This window comes from Hymenobacter mucosus (assembly GCF_900188255.1).
In the GTDB taxonomy this organism is placed as follows: Bacteria; Bacteroidota; Bacteroidia; order Cytophagales; family Hymenobacteraceae; genus Hymenobacter; species Hymenobacter mucosus.
Genome location: NZ_FZNS01000008.1, coordinates 68,315 through 85,574 on the forward strand (window position 1 = coordinate 68,315; position 17,260 = coordinate 85,574).

The 17,260-nt window shown below is 57.2% G+C and carries 15 protein-coding genes; 7 read left to right on the top strand and 8 right to left on the bottom strand.

All coding sequences use genetic code 11. The annotated features are described in order from the left end of the window. Positions 1-55 precede the first annotated feature (55 nt). The 7 genes from CHB83_RS17340 to CHB83_RS17370 all read left to right on the top strand — a co-directional run bounded on the left by CHB83_RS17340 (position 56) and on the right by CHB83_RS17370 (position 9,999). Entirely contained in the window at positions 56-3,115 is a 3,060-nt protein-coding gene (locus CHB83_RS17340; RefSeq protein WP_089333538.1) for an amidohydrolase family protein, read from the top strand. Positions 3,116-3,258: 143 nt separating this feature from the next. Beyond that, entirely contained in the window at positions 3,259-4,563 is a 1,305-nt protein-coding gene (locus CHB83_RS17345; RefSeq protein ID WP_089333539.1) for an amidohydrolase family protein, read from the top strand. 239 nt (positions 4,564-4,802) lie between these two features. Beyond that, the gene (locus CHB83_RS17350; RefSeq protein ID WP_045690208.1) at positions 4,803-5,480 is read left to right on the top strand and encodes a response regulator; all 678 of its coding nucleotides are present in this window, start codon (positions 4,803-4,805) and stop codon (positions 5,478-5,480) included. Positions 5,481-6,226: 746 nt separating this feature from the next. Next, entirely contained in the window at positions 6,227-6,436 is a 210-nt protein-coding gene (locus CHB83_RS17355) for a hypothetical protein (RefSeq protein ID WP_055562163.1), read from the top strand. A 143-nt stretch (positions 6,437-6,579) separates the two neighbouring features. Continuing rightward, positions 6,580-8,625 (top strand): OmpA family protein, encoded by a 2,046-nt coding sequence (locus tag CHB83_RS17360; protein WP_089333540.1) that lies wholly within the window; start codon positions 6,580-6,582, stop codon positions 8,623-8,625. A 44-nt stretch (positions 8,626-8,669) separates the two neighbouring features. Next, complete coding sequence (locus tag CHB83_RS17365; RefSeq protein ID WP_089333541.1) at positions 8,670-9,587, top strand: DUF6929 family protein; 918 nt, start codon at positions 8,670-8,672, stop codon at positions 9,585-9,587. 127 nt (positions 9,588-9,714) lie between these two features. Beyond that, the gene (locus CHB83_RS17370; protein WP_089333542.1) at positions 9,715-9,999 is read left to right on the top strand and encodes a hypothetical protein; all 285 of its coding nucleotides are present in this window, start codon (positions 9,715-9,717) and stop codon (positions 9,997-9,999) included. 127 nt (positions 10,000-10,126) lie between these two features. On the opposite strand, the gene CHB83_RS17375 is transcribed toward CHB83_RS17370, so the two are convergent. From CHB83_RS17375 to CHB83_RS17410, 8 genes are all read right to left on the bottom strand, one after another. Continuing rightward, a complete protein-coding gene (locus CHB83_RS17375) occupies positions 10,127-11,221 on the bottom strand; it encodes a hypothetical protein (RefSeq protein WP_089333543.1) in 1,095 nt (364 codons plus the stop codon). A gap of 24 nt (positions 11,222-11,245) precedes the next feature. Further along, positions 11,246-12,898, bottom strand: a complete 1,653-nt coding sequence (locus tag CHB83_RS17380) for an FAD-dependent oxidoreductase (RefSeq protein ID WP_089333544.1) — start codon at positions 12,896-12,898, stop codon at positions 11,246-11,248. A 120-nt stretch (positions 12,899-13,018) separates the two neighbouring features. After that, positions 13,019-14,581 (bottom strand): polyamine aminopropyltransferase, encoded by a 1,563-nt coding sequence (locus CHB83_RS17385; protein ID WP_089333545.1) that lies wholly within the window; start codon positions 14,579-14,581, stop codon positions 13,019-13,021. Further along, positions 14,574-14,789, bottom strand: coding sequence for a DUF350 domain-containing protein (locus CHB83_RS17390; RefSeq protein WP_045689076.1), 216 nt, complete (start codon positions 14,787-14,789; stop codon positions 14,574-14,576). Before CHB83_RS17390 ends, CHB83_RS17385 begins: the two co-directional genes overlap by 8 nt. Positions 14,790-14,876: 87 nt before the next feature. Continuing rightward, the gene (locus CHB83_RS17395; RefSeq protein ID WP_089333546.1) at positions 14,877-15,065 is read right to left on the bottom strand and encodes a hypothetical protein; all 189 of its coding nucleotides are present in this window, start codon (positions 15,063-15,065) and stop codon (positions 14,877-14,879) included. 18 nt (positions 15,066-15,083) lie between these two features. Then, positions 15,084-16,403 (bottom strand): DUF4178 domain-containing protein, encoded by a 1,320-nt coding sequence (locus CHB83_RS17400; RefSeq protein WP_089333547.1) that lies wholly within the window; start codon positions 16,401-16,403, stop codon positions 15,084-15,086. Next, entirely contained in the window at positions 16,400-16,753 is a 354-nt protein-coding gene (locus tag CHB83_RS17405; RefSeq protein ID WP_089333548.1) for an S-adenosylmethionine decarboxylase family protein, read from the bottom strand. Before CHB83_RS17405 ends, CHB83_RS17400 begins: the two co-directional genes overlap by 4 nt. Before the next feature lie 68 nt (positions 16,754-16,821). Continuing rightward, positions 16,822-17,226: a SpoIIAA family protein gene (locus tag CHB83_RS17410; RefSeq protein WP_045689079.1), complete on the bottom strand. Its 405-nt coding sequence runs from the start codon at positions 17,224-17,226 to the stop codon at positions 16,822-16,824. Positions 17,227-17,260: the final 34 nt, after the last annotated feature.

A 17,260-nucleotide genomic window follows, 5' to 3' on the forward strand; every position in this document is an offset into this window, starting at 1 on the left:
TACCACCTGCACGCTAGCCTTTCTACATATTTCCTGAACTCTACCCTGTACTCTTATGCGAATTGACCTGCGCCAGCTAGGCCTGGCGGGCGGCCTCTTCATGGGCAGCCTTTCGGCTGCGTATGCACAGTCGGCTACGTTTCCACGCAACGGTGTGTACGATGACCGGCCCGGCCTGTACGCCTTCACACACGCTACCATCTTCACCGACTACAAAACCCGGGTCAACGACGCCACTCTTATTATTCGGGATGGCAAAGTGGAAGCCGTGGGTACCAAGGTTAAGATTCCAGCTGGTGCCGTCGTTCAGGACCTGAAGGGCAAGTTCATTTACCCCGGCTTCGTAGACCTGTACGCCAGCTATGGCGTGCCCGAGGTAAAAGCTCTCGAACGCCGCGGCCGCCGCGGTGGTCCGCAGTTTGAAAGCACCAAAACCGGCGCCTACGATTGGAACCAAGCCGTGCACCCGGAAGTAAATGCGGCGGAGCTATTTGCGGCTAATGATGAGCAGGCTGATGCCTTGCGCAAGTTGGGCTTTGGGGCGGTGCTTACCCACCAGCCCGATGGCATTGTGCGCGGCACGGCCGCCCTGGTAAGTTTGAACACCAACCGCCAGGAAAACGAACTGATTCTGCAGGATCGAGCAGCCACGGCCTACTCGTTCGATAAAGGCACTAGCACCCAGGACTATCCCTCTTCTCTGATGGGGAGCATTGCCCTGCTGCGCCAAACCTACCTCGACGCCGACTGGAACCAGCGCAACCCCACACGGGAGCAAAACCTATCGTTGCGGGCCCTAAACCAGCAGCGCAGTTTGCCGGCTATTTTTGAGGTGCGCGACAAGCAAAGCGCCTTGCGGGCCGATAAAGTTGGTGACGAGTTTGGCGTGCAATACATTCTGAAGGGCCGCGGCGACGAGTACCAGCGCCTACCCGACATTCAGGCCACGGAAGCCCCGCTTATTGTAAGCCTCAATTTTCCCGATGCCTACGTGGTAGACGACGTGTACGATGCCATACGCGTGCCCTTGCAAGACCTGAAGCACTGGGAAATGGCCCCCGCCAATGCTGGGCTACTTGCCAAGGCCGGGGTACCCATTGCCCTAACCGCCGCCGACCTGAAAGACAAGAAGAAGTTCTTGCCCAACCTGCGTAAAGCCATTCAGTACGGCCTAACTGAGCAGCAGGCATTGCAAGCGCTTACGGCTACTCCCGCTTCCTTGGTAAAAGCTCAGGATAGGGTAGGGGCCTTGAAGCCGGGCATGCAAGCTAACTTCCTGGTGTGCTCTACCCGCCTGTTTGCCGAAGACAACGTGATGCTGGACAACTGGGTGCAGGGGGTGCGGTACCAACTCAGCGAAATTCCCAACGACTACCGGGGAGTGTACACCCTGAAGCTGGGCAACCAGCCCGAAACCAAGTTGCTGCTGGCTGGCAAGCCCGAAGCACCCGAGCTGAAGATCGTAGCCGCCCCCGGCGACACCGTGAAGGGCAACCTGACGGTGTCCGGCGACCTGACAACCATTGTGTATAACCCAACTCCGAAGAAGAAGGGCAGCGGCTCCGTGCGGCTGGCTGGCTACTACACTCAAGAGGGGCGCGTGTTTCAAGGCGACGGCCAACTGCCCGATGCTACTGCTATTAAATGGAGTGCCCGCCGCCTAGACGAAGCCAGCCGGGCCGCCCGCCGCGACTCGGCCAAGGCGCCCGAGCCGGTGCAGCTAGGGCAGTTGCAATTTCCATTTGTAGCCTACGGCCGGCCGGCTCTACCCACCCAGCAAACGGTGCTTATCAAGAATACAACGGTATGGACCAGTGAGGCCGCCGGCAAGCTGGAAAACACCGACGTACTGCTGCAAAACGGTAAAATTGCCAAAATTGGCCGCAACCTTTCCGTGCCTAGCGGGGGCCGCACCGTGGATGGCACCGGCAAGCACCTCACGCCCGGCATCATCGACGAGCACTCCCACATTGCCATTTCGGAAGGCGTAAACGAAGGTACCCAGTCGGTAACCAGTGAGGTGCGCATTAGTGACGTGGTAGATGCCGAGGATGTGGATGTGTACCGCGACTTGGCTGGCGGCGTAATAGCCGCACAGCTACTGCACGGTTCGGCTAACCCCATTGGTGGGCAGTCGGCGCTGATTAAGCTGCGGTGGGGCCAAACCGCCGAGCAGATGAAGATTCAGGGCGCGCCGGGCTTCATCAAGTTTGCCCTGGGCGAAAACGTGAAGCAAAGCAACTGGGGCGAGGCCAACGTGTTGCGCTTCCCCCAAACCCGCATGGGCACCGAGCAGGTGTTTGTAGATGCCTTCACGCGGGCTAAGGAGTACGAGCAGCAGTGGAAAGCCTGGAATAAGCTAAGCAAAGCCAAGCAGAGAAAAGGCGAAGCCCCGCGCCGCGACTTGGAGTTGGAGGCCCTAGTAGAAATTCTCAACGACCAGCGCTTCATCACCTGCCACAGCTACGTGCAGTCAGAAATCAACATGCTGATGAACGTAGCTGACCGCATGGATTTTAAGGTGAACACCTTCACCCACATTCTGGAAGGTTATAAGGTGGCCGATAAGATGAAAGCACGTGGCATCAATGCCAGCACCTTCTCCGACTGGTGGGCCTACAAAAACGAAGTGCGCGACGCCATTCCGTACAACGCGGGTATCATGCACGACGTGGGCCTGAACGTGGCTATCAACTCCGATGATGCCGAGATGAGCCGTCGCCTCAATCAGGAAGCCGCCAAAATGGTGAAGTACAACGGGCTGTCGGAAGAAGAGGCCTTGAAGCTGGTAACGATTAACCCGGCCAAGATGCTGCACCTCGACAAGACGATGGGTAGCATCAAGGAAGGGAAGGATGCCGACGTAGTGCTGTGGAGCGATAATCCGCTGAGCATCTACGCTCACGCTGAGCGCACGTTTGTGGATGGCCGCTTGCTATTCGACGTGGAAAGCGACCAGCAGATGCGCCAGGATATGCAGAAGGAGCGCCTGCGCATTGTGCAGCTGATGCTGGCTGCTAAGAAGGGTGGTGCCCCTACCCAAGCCCCAACCGCTAGGCCCACCAAACACTACCACTGCGACACCCTAGGCGAGGACAAGGAGCTAGACCAGTAAATCAGCCAGATTAGTGCTCTACTCAGTGCGATACTCGGCCGTTCAGCTCAGGCTCCCGCGCGTAGGTGCCGCCTTGCGCTGCAACGGCACTTACGGGAGTACCCTCCGCACCAACGGCCCAGACAACTAACGACAACACTTCCATGAAGCATATTCTTCTTTCCCTAGGTCTGCTAGCGGCCACCACTGCCGCTGCCCAGGTGCCGGCTCCGGCCCCGCCCCAAAGCAAACCTGTGCTACTAGTGGGCGGCACCTTGCACGTAGGCAACGGCACAGTAGTGCCCAACGCGGCCGTAGCATTCGACAAAGGTAAAATAACGTACGCTGGCGCCCAGAGCGGCTTTCAGCAAGACAAAGCAGGCTACGAGGTAGTAGACGTGAACGGTCAGGAAATATACCCTGGCTTGATTCTGCCCAACACTACCCTGGGTCTTACGGAGGTAGAAGCCATTCGGGCTACCGTCGACGAGCAGGAAGTGGGCATTCTCAACCCGAACGTGCGCAGCATCATTGCCTACAACACCGACTCTGATATTCTGCCCACAGTACGGACCAACGGCGTGCTGCTGGCGCAAGTGACGCCCCGCGGTGGTATGCTCTCGGGGCAAAGCAGCGTGGTGCAGCTAGACGCCTGGAACTGGCAGGATGCGGCCGTAAAAACGGACGATGGTCTGCACCTGAACTGGCCGGCTATGGTCATCAAAACCAGCCCCGCCGAAGATGCAAAGGCACTAGAGATGCGCGAGAAAAACCGCACGGAGCAGCTCCGCCAGCTAGAAAGCTTGCTTACGGAAGCCAGCGCCTACCGCCAGCAACCTACCAGCCGCAAGGAAAACCTGCGTCTGACGTCGATGGGCGGCTTGTTCGATGGCTCTAAAACCTTGTTTATTCACGCCGACTACGGTAAGGAAATAGTGGAGTCGGTGCGGTTTGCTAAGCGCCTGGGCGTGCAGAAGGTGACGCTGGTAGGCGCCCGCGATGCCTGGATGATGCTGGACTTTCTGAAGCAGAACGACGTAGCCGTAATCTTATCCCGCATTCACGCCCTACCTCGCCGGGAGGGCGATGACTACGACCTGCCTTACAAACTGCCTAGCTTGTTGCAACAGGCCGGTGTTCGGTTCTGCCTTGATTATGAAGGTGGTATGGAAACATCGGGGGCGCGCAACTTAGCCTTTATTGCGGGCACTGCGGCTGGGCACGGCCTAACCAAGGAGCAGGCCCTTACGGCCGTAACGCTCAGCCCGGCCCGCATTCTAGGGCTTGATAAGGAATACGGGTCCTTAGAGGCGGGCAAGAGTGCCACGCTGGTAGTGAGCCGCGGCGACTTATTGGATATGCGTACCAATAATGTAACGCAAGCCTACATTGATGGCCGTGCATTTCGTCTCGACACTAAGCAAACCTATTTGCGCGACAAGTTTCGGGCGAAATATGGTCTGCGCTAGCGTTTTCCGACTCCCTTAAACACCACGGGCCCGCCAATTTGGCGGGCCCGTGGTGTTTAGAAAAGCCGAAGTACAGTTCTGGGATGACATTGGAAAAGATAACGGGGAGGACCGATGATTTCCTTTGAAAACCAAATTAGAAAGTAATATCTTCCTACTTCATGTGCTACGCATATTGTGTTGGGGCGTGCTCTTTCCTTTTTACGGCTTTTTAGAGCTGGCTCTTCTGTGTTTACCCTATGAGTGTACCATTACTACCCCTCACCCGTATTCCCTTGCTTCTGGTAGATGACCATCCGGTGGTGATTGAAGGAATCAAGTCCTTGTTAAAGTCAGAAGCCGACTTACCCGTGGTGGCGCAAGCCTGTAGTGGCCAGGAAGCCTTGGATGTACTAGCTATGCACCCCGAAGTGCTGGTGGCCGTACTCGACCTTAACATGCCAGGCATGAGCGGAACGGAACTGGCCATTGCTATCCGGGCCCAGCGGCCACAGGTACGCATCCTGATTCTGAGTATGTTCCATGATCATGCATCGGTGGCAGAGGTTCTGGAAGCGGGCTGCGCCGGGTACGTCCTCAAAACCTCTACTAAGTCGGAGCTTACGCTTGCTATTCGGGAAGTAGCGGCTGGGCACAATTATTTCAGCGGCGAAGTGGGCGCTACTATGCTACAAAACCTGCAACTTTCGGGGCTGCGGGAGAGGCCTCAGGAGCCGCGAGCTAACGAGCTAACGAACCGGGAGCGCGAGATTCTACAGTTGATTGCCCGCGAGTACTCCAACTCCCACATTGCCGAGACGCTCTTTATCAGTGAGCGGACGGTAGAAACCCATCGCAAAAACATCCTGACCAAAACAAACTCTAAGTCGGTAGTGGGGCTGATTCAATATGCCATGCGCCACAAGCTAATCGGCTGAATGCTTTAGTAGGGGAAGGGAGCGGGGCTAAAGAAGCAAAGTTAAGTCAGGCATAAGCTAGACTACCCTTGCTTTTTACTGGTGTATTGCCCTGATAGCTAAGTGCGTACTAGATTCAGGATATTTTCAGAGTAGGATAGTTCTCAGAAAGAATTGCCCAAATGAACCTAAATATGGCACTTTTCAGTAATAATAGGTGTATACCATGAACGCTCAATAGGAATAATCAATAAAAGAATTGATTTTTGCTTTTGAATAGTCATATATAATCGTTTTTGGTACATATGGCGAAGAGTGCGCAGTGTCTGTTCTGATATGAGGCAGTATGTGAGCTTTTTGTTGTATAAAAAGACGAGTGATATACAGGCTTTTGCGCTCATTGGTAGGCTGCACTTTGAATCTTCGGACCGCTAGTATCTCCCGGTTATAGAGGAGAGTATCTAGTAAGTAAGTAGAACACAGTCAGATTACTAAGTGCGTAGCTAAGGAGTTTTCTTTTCACGCGTCTCACTTTCCACATAAGGATTTTCAGCGGTGTAAGTAACATCCGTACTAGCACGGATAAAAAATACGGGCTACCACGGATTTACATTATACAAAGAAAAATTATACCTTAGCATCGTTCAAAATAATGGCGATATCTTCATATAGGAGTCATTCGCTGTACTATGTTTTCCGAGCGGCCTTGAGCCCTCGCTTTCTTCGACTTTCGACACCCATTGTACAACATCAAATTTTTACCAACCATGGCTTCTAAAATTCTATCCTTCATTTGCCACGTACCCGGCATGATGCCCGGTGCATATCCTGCAGTACCAACTACTAACTCTACCTCAAGTGCTCCATCTAAGAACGCGGAGCGCAAGAGCGAATCCAAAGTTGCGGGCGGTCATTTCACCGCCATCTACGAGAACGAGCGGTTCGTCCGGTTTAAGTACATCAGCAACCCTAGCTAGATATTGCTAAGCCAGGTAGCTTTGTTGGTGCACTACGAAAAACGCCGCCTCCCTAGCTTATAGGGGAGGCGGCGTTTTGTTATACAAACCCCCTGAGGGAGGATTTCGGCTAACTTGCGGCCCGGTCCATCCGTTTTGCTTGCATGATTACTTCGTTGATTCGCTTTTTGCTGCCTTGTGTAGCCTATTGCCTGTTGCTGACCTTGCCTGCCCAAGCCCAGTCGGCTTTTACCCCTGACGAGGACGCGTGGTACGGCGTAGTAGCCCGCAGTAGTGGCCGCAGTTTAGATATTACGGGTGCTTCTACGGAGGCTGCTGCCCTGGGCATCCAATGGGAGTTTACCCACGCCAATAGCCAGCAGTGGCGCTTTGTGCGGGCTGCTGCTGGTAGCGACTTCTACCGGATTGAGGCCCGCCACAGTGGCAAGTGCCTCACCCTCGACCGCCCGGATGAAGGAGCTCCCCTGGTGCAGCGGCCCTGGACAGGCAGCTTCTATCAGCAGTGGAAGCTGGTGCCATCGGGCCCTATTGGCAGCTTTATGCTCGTGAGCCGAGGCAACGACAAATGCGCTGCCCTGGCCGCGGCCGACAAGTTTAATGGTACACCAGTGGTAGGGCAGCGCCCACAAAACCGCGCCACGCAACAGTGGAAGCTATTTAAACTGCGCCTAAATGTCGATCCGCAGCAGCCTGGCTTCGGGCAACCCGCTCCGCTGGCTAACCTCAATACCAACGGTAATGAATTGCAACCCGTGGTGACCCCCGACGGTCAGACATTGTATTTCGTGCGTACTCGCTATGCTGGCAACATGGAAGGCGTATCGGAGTCGGGAGATATTTGGGTGAGCAGCTCGGCCGATGCCGGGCGAACGTGGGGAGCGGCTACACGCCTTACTACCTTGAACACGCCCCAAAACAACGGGATAATGGCAGTAACGGGTACATCTGGCAACACCCTGCTGGTGCGGGGAACCTATGAGCGGGACGGTAGCTACCGCGACGAAAGTGTGAGCCGCATTGCTCGCAATGCTCAGGGCAAAAACGCGCATCCTGTGCCACTAGAAATTGCTAACTATTACTCTGCTGGCCCCGCAACCTCCTTTTTCCAAACGGCGGATGAGAAGATTTTGCTCCTCTCTTTGGAGCGGGGCGACTCCCAGGGCCTCAACGACCTGTATGTGAGCCGCCCCACTGCCGACGGCCTCTGGACGGAGCCGCTGAACCTGGGAGCCGTGGTGAACTCACCGGGCTTTGAGTTTGCCCCTTGGCTAGCGGCCGATGGCAAAACGCTGTATTTCAGTTCGTACGGTCATGCTGGCTACGGCAGCGCCGATATATTCGTGAGCCAGCGCCTCGACGACACGTGGACCCGCTGGACTGAGCCGCGCAATTTGGGCGCCCCCCTGAACGGACCGGGGTTTGACGCATATTTGTCGCTCTCCGGGGATGAGAAGCAGGCTTTCTACGCGTCGTCGCCCACGGCCAACGGCCCTATTGATTTGTTCCGCACAGTTACCGGAGTAGTGTCCGTGGATACGGCTCGGGCACCCGCCCCCGCCCCGGTAGCGCCCGCCGTGGCCGCTCGCATTTTACTTACTGGTCGCACCATAGATGCCAAAACGCGGCAGGCCTTAGCCACGGAAGTAAAAGCAATTCGGCTCGGTAATGATATGGCCTTCAATGCCACTATGCGCACCGATGCAGCCGTGGGCGGGTTCCAGCTCTCCTTGCCCCCGGGCAGCTACCGCCTGCTCGCTACCCGGGCTGGCTACCTCACCGCTACCGATACGGTGACGTTAACTACTGGCTCCTTGAGCCGTGAGCTGCCTTTGGTACCAGCCGCTGTGGGTTCTAGTTTGGAATTGCCTACCCTTATTTTCGCCCAGGGTAAGTTTAGCTTGCTGCCCGCCTCCTACACCGAGCTGAACCGCTTGGCCCGTACCCTGCAAGACAACCCTGCGGTAAACATCCGGCTAGAAGGCCACACCGATAACCAGGGCGATGCTAAGCTAAACCAAGAACTGTCCGAAAACCGGGTGGCGGAGGTGAAACGCTACCTTGTAATGCGCGGCGTGCCCGAGCGGCGCATCAGCACTATTGGTTTTGGAGGCAGCAAGCCCCGCGCTAGCAATGCCAAAGAAGAAACCCGCAAGCTCAATCGGCGCGTAGAGTTTACCATCGTCAAGTAAGTAGCTGCCAGGACGACTCAACCACGGTATAACGCTCTCAGGATATGCAAGCTCTCATTCAGCAGGAAACCGCACTGCCTAATCTGCCCTCAGCTTCCGGGGTAGAGCTAGTCGGCAATGTAGCCTACGTAATTGGCGACGATGCGCCCTTTCTGTATCAGCTAGACGCCGCCTCAATGGTAGCGGGTGAGCCGACGCCGCTATTTGAGACAGCACACTTTAGTACCGGCCGCATCCCCAAGGACAGAAAGCTGGATCTGGAATGCCTCACGGCCCTGACTACTGCTAGTGGCGAGAAGGGCTTGCTGGCCCTGGGTTCAGGAGCTACATCCGTGCGGGAGCAGGGCTTCTGGGTGGTGCTTCCGCATGGGCCCGGAGCCGCCGCTACGGTATACCCACTGGCACTCAGCGGCTTGTACGCCGCCCTGCGCAAGCAATTGCCCGCGGGCATTACCCTGAACCTGGAAGCTGCTGCTACCACGCCCCAGGAGTTGCTGCTGTTTCAGCGCACGGTAGGATCAGCCGCTGGCAACTTAGTGTTTCGGCTGCCCCTAGCCGCTACCCTGAGCTTTCTGCAGCACCATACTACACAGGCCCCTGCCGTACGGCACCAGTTCTACCACCTGCCCACTATCGACGGTAAGCCTGCGGGCTTTTCGGGGGCGGCTTTTTTTGAAGACCAGCTGTTCATTACGGCCTCCGTGGAAGACACGCAGGATGCAGTACTAGATGGGGCCGTGCTCGGCTCCTTTGTGGGACTACTAGACTTGAAGCGTGAGTTGAGGCAGCCTGTAGCAGTGGCGTGCACCCTACTGACGCAACCCGACGGCCAGCCCTACCGGGGCAAGGTGGAAAGCGTGGTAGTGCGCCGGCGCAGTGGCTCTAATCGGTACGAGCTACTGCTGGTAACAGATGATGACCAGGGCGGTTCGACGGCTGTTTCGGTGGTGCTCACGGTGTAAGCGTAGCGCGCAGGTAGCGGGAGAGAAAGCAGAAAGATAATCAGCGAGAAAAATGGCCTTAGTGGAATGTACAGCAGCTAGTTACTGTTTAGCAGCCGTACGTATTCACTCTGGTTTTTTACCGTCGATGATTCTGTTTCAAACCCGATTTTTGTATCCCGTCAGCGCCGTTCGGTTGCAGGAAGAACAAGGCATTCTACCCGCCGAATTCTTGCAGACTCTGCACATCCTGCGTCCTTTCCTGGAAAAGGAAAAAGCCTACGGTACGGTCTGCTCCACAAGCGTGGAGTCGCCGCGCGGCCGTCAGCTTACTGTGTATTATCGTAAAACCTACTCCACCGAGACAGGCTACGTAATAGAAATTCTGGAAGCAGAAGTAGCCCGTCCGCAGGCTACTACGCAAGCTGCTTAACTTCCGCTGCTCTAAGGTAAGCAGGCTGCTTAACCGCTTTGTTCACTCAACTTATACAAGCCAAGACTAGCAGCGGCTGGTCTTGGCTTTTCTGTGCTTTGTAGGTAGCTGAGGGGGTAGCGCTGGCTTACTGGCCGCGGCGCCAGATAAAGCCATCTAGTACATAGTGCGTGGCTTGGGGCAGGGCAAGCAAAGGAACCAGCAGCATCAACCCCACTGAATCCGTCACGGTGGGTAGACTATGAAACCAGCCAAACACGGGGGCGTGCTCCCGCCATACCAAGCCATCCCATACACCTTCTTCCAGGAAAGCTAGCCCTATGAGTACGGCTAGAAAGCCGATGATTCCGTAGCGGCCCGTCCACCACGGCGCCGTGGCCCGCCGGTGTGGAAGGCTGTTTGCCTGCTTAGGAGCGTCCGGGTGGCTAGCCGCCCATACCAAGGCGAGGTAAGGAATACCGTGGGCAACGACATTGAGCAGAGTGAAAGCCAAGTCGCCGTTGAACAGAACAATACCGCAGTACCAAGACACAAGCGTGCCTGCTACGAGCAAGTTGCGGGGCCAGTTGAACTGCCGCGTCTGCTGCCACTGCCTCACTTCTTTGTAGGCGTAGGCTACCAGCAGCGCCACGTATACGATGGTGGCTGCCAGCCGACCTCCTGGCCAGTTGTACTGCACAAAGTCGCCGTCTACAAACCAGTTGAAATTGCGCGGTGCCGACAGGTGCCAGTACAACAGCGGGTAGATAGTGGCATAGTAGATGAGCACCGTATTGAGCTGACGGCCAGCACCCGCGGCTGGTTCTCGGCGGGAATAGAGGCGCAGAAACCCATACTGCTGGCGGATGAAGTGAAAGACGGCCAAGTACGCCAACACGCGCCAGAACCAAAGGCCGCTGGCCGCATACAGGGCAATGCCCACAGCGTAGCAAGCTAGTGGTGCTACCCACAGCAACGTGCGGTGCTGGCGCCGGCGCACGGGGTCAAGGTAGGTGCGAAACAGGGTGCTGTACACGTGCGCTACATCAATAAGGACTACTAGGCCCACCCAGGCCACCAAGGGCATGCGGCTGGTGGTGCGGTAGGTATCAGGCAGTAGCAACACCCCCAGCAAGGCCAAAAAAGGAGGTGCCAATACGTACAGCCCGTCAAAGCTTGCGGAGCGAATCCAGGGCTGGCGGCTGGCTACGGGCGCAGAGGTGGGCGGGGCAAGGGCAGGCATGGGGGAGTAGAGAACGAAGTTTGCTTAGGCGTTGGCCGTGGGTGGGGCCGCCGCTAGAAGCTCAGTAGCCGCACGCAGCCCTTGGTAGAATCCCTCCTCGAAGATAGAAACGCCGCTCAAATCGGTGTGGGCGAAGAATACCTTGTTTTGCCAGGGCTGCATGGCCGCTTTCCGAACTGGGTTCCAGATGGTGCCGGGGGTAGGAGCTACCATCCCGTGACCCCACACCCACACATCTGCCCGCTGCACAAAGGTGGCGAGGTTGGGGTGAGCAGTTTCCAACTCAGCCAAGATGCGGGCCACCCACTCGTCGTAGCTGGTGCGATAGGCGGCTTGGCGGGTGGCAGTGGCATGGGGCCCCGTCAGGGGCAGGTAGTAGGTAATGACTTTGGGGCCGTGGTTGTTGAGGCTCAAGCTCTGGTGGGTAGCATTGACGTAGCCCACGGAGGCCGTACCATACAGCACGTTGTCCCAGCACAAGGGCCGACCGGGGCCTTGGGGCAGGCCCGCTACCGATAGGTTTGCCACTACCCAAGGCACGTGTTCAAGTGCTAGCGCGGGGCGCGCCAGGTTTGGTAGTCCGGCCACTAGCCGGCGCGTGATAAACTCGGGGGTAGCTAGCAGCACCTGCCGGGCCTCAATCCGCATAGTGTGGCGGGTGGCGGCATCGTAGCACAGCACGGCCAAGCCCGCAGGGGTTTCCTCAAGCTGGTACGCCAGCGTGTGGGGTAGGATGGGGGAATCAGCCTGCTTGCGCAGGCTTTCCGCTAGAAAGTTGTTGCCCTGGGGCCAGGTCAGCACATCGGCTGCGGTGGCGTTGTGGGCGCGGCCTTTGCGCGAAGCAAAGTAGTGCAGTCCCGCCCACGCCGACGTATGAGCCGCCAGGGTACCATAGTCATCCTTGCAGCAGTAGTCGAGGTACCAGCGCAGGTGAGGCGAGGTAAACCCTTGCTGATCCAGATACTCAGCAAACGAAAGGGCATCCAACTGACGAAACTGCGCATCACCCGACGACGCATCCAGCGGAATGCGAAAGGCATCTAGCCCATCGGCACCAGTGGCGTGACGCAACTCCTCAACCAGACGGAAAAAGCGCGCTATTTGGTTTTTCTCCGCCGCCGGCACTCCCAAGTCCGGCACTAAGCCTTGCTGCCAATGGCCATGGAGGAGCAGGCGTTCTTCGGGGTCGTGGCACAGGTGGTACTCATTGTAAATAGGCAAGCCGGAGGTGGCATCGTACCCGCTGATTGTGCCTGCCTCCTGCAAAAAAGCCAGCAGTTCACGGTTGCGCGGGTCGGGTACGGGGAGGTAGTGCGCCCCCCACGGATAGGCTGATACCTTATTGCGGCCCCCGGCTGAGTTGCCGCCTACGTGCTCATCTAGCTCCACCAGCAGTACCTCCTGCTTTCCGCGGCGCGCTAGTTCGCGCCGCGCTGCCAAGCCCGCCACGCCACCGCCCACAATCAGTACATCCGTCCGGAGCGTGCGCGTGGGAGGAGGTAGGCGGTCTGGTTGGCGTAGTACGTGCCCCGTTGCGTGGTTGGCCCCGTGCAAACTGCCCTGAATATGAGCCCGCGCCGTGCCGGGCCGGCAGGAATGCAGCAGGCTCGTGGGGGCTAGCAAAGTGCCCGCCAGCCCCAGCCCGGAGCGTTGCAGAAACGTGCGCCGGTTAATCATCAGTGACAGTCAAGGGAAAGCAAGTCAATCAAGGTAGTTAGTGCAGTACCTATGCTTTGTGCTGCACGATTTAGTTAATAGCCATGAGCAGTAGTCGAGGTAGTATTTCAGCGACAGAAATCAGTGCGAATAGGGACCCCAATCTTCCTCGAAGTAGCGCACCAACGCTTGGTTATTCAGCTGGTTGATTTCGGTGGGTATCTCGGTCATGTCGGGGGGGAAGTAGAGCATGTCGCGGATAGTAGCGGTAGTCACGTAGCGCAGCCCTCGAGGTAGGGGGCCGCCGTTGGGGCGCCAGTGCGAGTTGCGGCCCGCCATCACAAAGCCCCACTCCCCAAAGGAAGGCACGTAGCAGTGGTAAGGAATGGTTTGAAAGCCGGCCGCTTGCAACGTGTGGGCCACGCACCAAAACGACTGCCGAGCCACGTAGGGCGAGGTGCTCTGCACCACAATGCGCCCCCCGGGGGCCAGCAGATGGTCTAGCTCCCGGTAGAAGGCTGCCGAGTATAGCTTTCCAATAGAGTAGTTCGAAGGATCGGGAAAGTCCACCACAATGTAGTCGTAGCGGGCAGTATCTTGGCGCACCCACTGGTAAGCGTCGCCGTTGAGTACCTCTACCTTTGGGGACAGTAGGGCGCGCTGGTTGAGGGATACCAGCATGGCGTTGTGCTGAAATAGGCGGGTCATGCCGGCATCGAGGTCCACCAGCCGGATGTGGCGCACCTGCGGATACTTCAGCAGCTCCCGCACCGCCAGGCCGTCGCCTCCGCCCAGCACTAGTACCTGCCGCGCTTGGGGCAAGGCTTGCAGGGCCGGATGAACTAGGGCCTCGTGGTAGCGGTACTCATCCTGAGAGCTGAACTGCAAGTTGCCGTTGAGGAAAAGGCGTAGCTCTCGGCTGTTTCTGGTAAGTACAATGCGCTGGTAGGTGGTGCTCTTGCTGAAAATCACCTGGTCTTGAAAGGCCATGCCCTCCGTATAGGTCTGAATGCGCTCGGCAAAGAAGATGCCTACCCCCAGGGCCAGCAGGGAGGCTACCACTGCTCCCGTGAGGCTGCGCCGGAAGGGCCGCGTTTCGGGGAAGCGGTAGAGGGCCACGCCCGCCACAATGATGTTTAGCGCGCCCACGAACAGGGAAGTCCGGATGAGACCCAACTGCGGCACCAGCACCAGCGGAAAGATGAGGGAAGCCAGCAGCGCCCCAATGTAGTCGAATGTGAACACGCGCGAAACCAGGTCCTTGAACTCGAAGCGCCCTTCCAGGATGCGCATGAGCAGCGGAATTTCCAGTCCCACCAATACGCCCGTAAGGCCTACCAGCAGGTAGAGAATGAGCCGAAACGACGTTACGTACTCAAACAGCACGAACAGCAGCGGAGCCGAGAAGCCGCCCACCAACCCCACCAGAATTTCGAGCCGGATAAACCAGCGCAGCAACGACCCACCCAGGTAGCGCGACAGCCAGGAGCCGATACCCATCGAAAACAGGTAGACGCCAATAATGGTGGAGAACTGAAGTACCGAGTCGCCGAGGAGGTAGCTGGCTAGGGTGCCCGCAATCAGCTCATACACCAGCCCGCAGGTGGCAATGACGAACACCGAGCCCAGCAGCAGGGCCGGTTGTGCCCCGGCCGTAGCGGCCGCCGCCTCGCGGGGCGGCCGAGCCAGGGTGGCATTATCCATGAATAGCGGAACTGATGATGAGGGCCACGGCCAGGATGAAAGCTGCTCCCATAATAGCCAGGGCCGTGTTGTGCTCCTCAATAATCTCCTTCCAGAGCGTGCCTGGGGTAAGCTTATTGAGTACTACAAAGCTCAAAACCAGAATAAGAATGCCCAGAACGGAATAGATAATAGAGGCGGCAATGAGCTTGAAGTTGAGGTATTCCATGAGGCGAGATAGTAAGGAGTAGAGAGGCGGGGCGCCGGCCAAGGGGCTAGCGTGCCACGTTAGAGCAAGTAGGCTGCGAGTTAGGTGCTACTTGTGAAAGTAGGTGCTGCGGCCGTGGCTGCCGGAACTGTGGCCGCCAGTGCCATTGATGTTTTCCGTGCTGTCGTTGTCGTCGCCAAGCCAGCGCCAACCGTGCAGACCTGACCATACGAAGGCGCCGTAGCCGAGCAAAGCCAAGGCCGCGTAATACTGAATGGAGCGAAAAGAACGAAGCATACGCAGAGGTGCAGATTATTAGTCTTGAGGGCCGTAGTCGCTGTTTTGCCAGCGGCTGTGCTCGTAGTTCTGGCGCCGTAAGTACTGTACCGCTGGGTAAGCCAGCAGAAGAACCAGGAATAGCACCACATTGGAATGCAGCGGTGTGTTGATTGCTACTCGCAAGTTGCCCGTCACGATTTGGGTAATGTCGGTGGTGGGGTAGAGGTTTACGTGGTAGCGGCCCGCAGGAATGTCCGCCAGCACGGCGTCGGCTGTTACGCTGCCTTCGCTCCAGCTTTCCCCGTCTTCCACCCCGGAGTAGTATTCCATGGTTTTAGTAAAGTCGTAGGTGCGGCCGGTTTGCTCGTTTACTAGCACCACGGGCACCTCTACCCATTGGTTGTTGAGGTTGGCGCGCAAATCAAACTCCAAGGCCGTGTTGTACGGCACCTCAAAGGGCGAAGAAACCTTTACTGCTTCGAGCACGGGTGCCGTGCTCGAATCGGGTGGCACTGCGGCAGCCGGAGTAGTGCTAGAAGTAGCCCACGACAAATCAGCCAGGGTAGTTTCTGGGCGGAGCAGTGAGAAGAACACGTGGGTGAAAATAACCAGCACGGCCAGCCCCAACGAAAAGTTCTTGAGGGCGTCCCAATTAGCGCCTGGAGCCGGCTGCACGGCCCCTGTGCCCATGCGAAATGGCATTCGGGTAGGTGGCACGTTGAAGCCTTCCTGCACCTCGGCCGGTTCCACATGCTCGGCCAAGTACCAAGTAGCCGAGCGCACCTTCTTCTCTTCCACGAGCATCAATGGCGGGTCGATGAACTCGGCAATTTTAAGTCCTTCGTCGTCTAAGACGTTCCAGTCAAACTCACCCTCCGCGTACAAAACCCGTGGCGAGTAGCGGTTGTAAAGCTCATAATAGTGGTCATCAGTATCAACCGTAGCTCGGTTTCCTTGCCGGGCAATAATGGTAAACTTCTGGTCGGTAGGGGTGATGTACGTCCAGTGGCCTTCGTACAGGGCTAGCTGGGCGTAGGTGTGGGTTTCGGGGTTGAGCAACTGGTATTCTTCCCAGGAAGCGCGCGTTCTGGCCTCCTTACGAATCATGTAACCCGTTACCCGGAAGGGCTGCCCGCGTAGGCTACCCAAGGTGCCTACTGGCAAGGCCAGCGCGTGCGCTGGCTCCTGCGTGAACTTGCGTAGCTTTTTCGGGGTGTGCAGATTGCCTTCTTTCAGCCCAAAGAACATATGGCAGCTAGGACAGCTGAAATGGGTGCTTTGCTGCTCATCGAAGCACGGCAAGGGCGCCTTACACTGCGGACAAGTTACGTGGGCGGGGGCTGCGGGGGCGCTCATCGGCAGACTTCCGTTTTGGCTTGTTCCTCTCCACCAAAGAAACGTAGGGTTTCGGCATACAGCAGGCGCACCGTGTCGGCATTGTTGCGCCGGTAGCTGGAGAGGAATACGTCGAAGGTAGCGTGTCCGTATTCGGGCCAGGTATGGATGCTCAAGTGTGATTCCGTGAGGCCTACTACCGCCGTAAAGCCTCCGTTGGGGAAGGAGTGGTATACCTCGCCCACCTTAGTTAGCTGCTGCTGAGCTATCTGCTGGTTAAAAAATGCCCGGCAAGCCTCTACATCCGTAAGGGCGCCCACGGGGGCTGTAAAAGTGGCTAGCACGTGCAAGCCGGGGGTATAAGAATCCATCAACTAGTATCGAAGCACTGACGCCTTCTCAAACTTACAGGCTGAACAGCAGAAGCCCAAGGTCATTTTTACCGGATGCTGAGTAGCCAGCTACGGGCGGCTTGTTCCTGATCAAACTCAAAAGTAGCCACGGGCAGGGCTTGCGCATGGTTCATGGCTAGCTCAATGCACGTGCGGGCGGGCCAGTCCATGGCCGTGACCCAGGCAATGGCTTCCACTCCCGCCTGTCCTAGAATTTGAAAAAAGTCTTTACCAACCCACTGGCTAGCCTCCTGCCAGCCATCAAACACTTCAGCGCTGTCGTTGAAAATCTTGGTGGAGCAGGTAGTCCGTACGAAGTCAAGCAGCAAGTAGCAGTGCGTAATGGCGGAAGCGGCTGTGTATGTGCCGCGCCAGGTAACATGCAGTAGCTTGTGGCGGCAGTCGTGCGTGACGGTGAAGCCAGGGGTATCAAACAAAAGTTGCAGGGTCATAAAATAAGATGGCACGCTGGTTAATAGCCCTTGA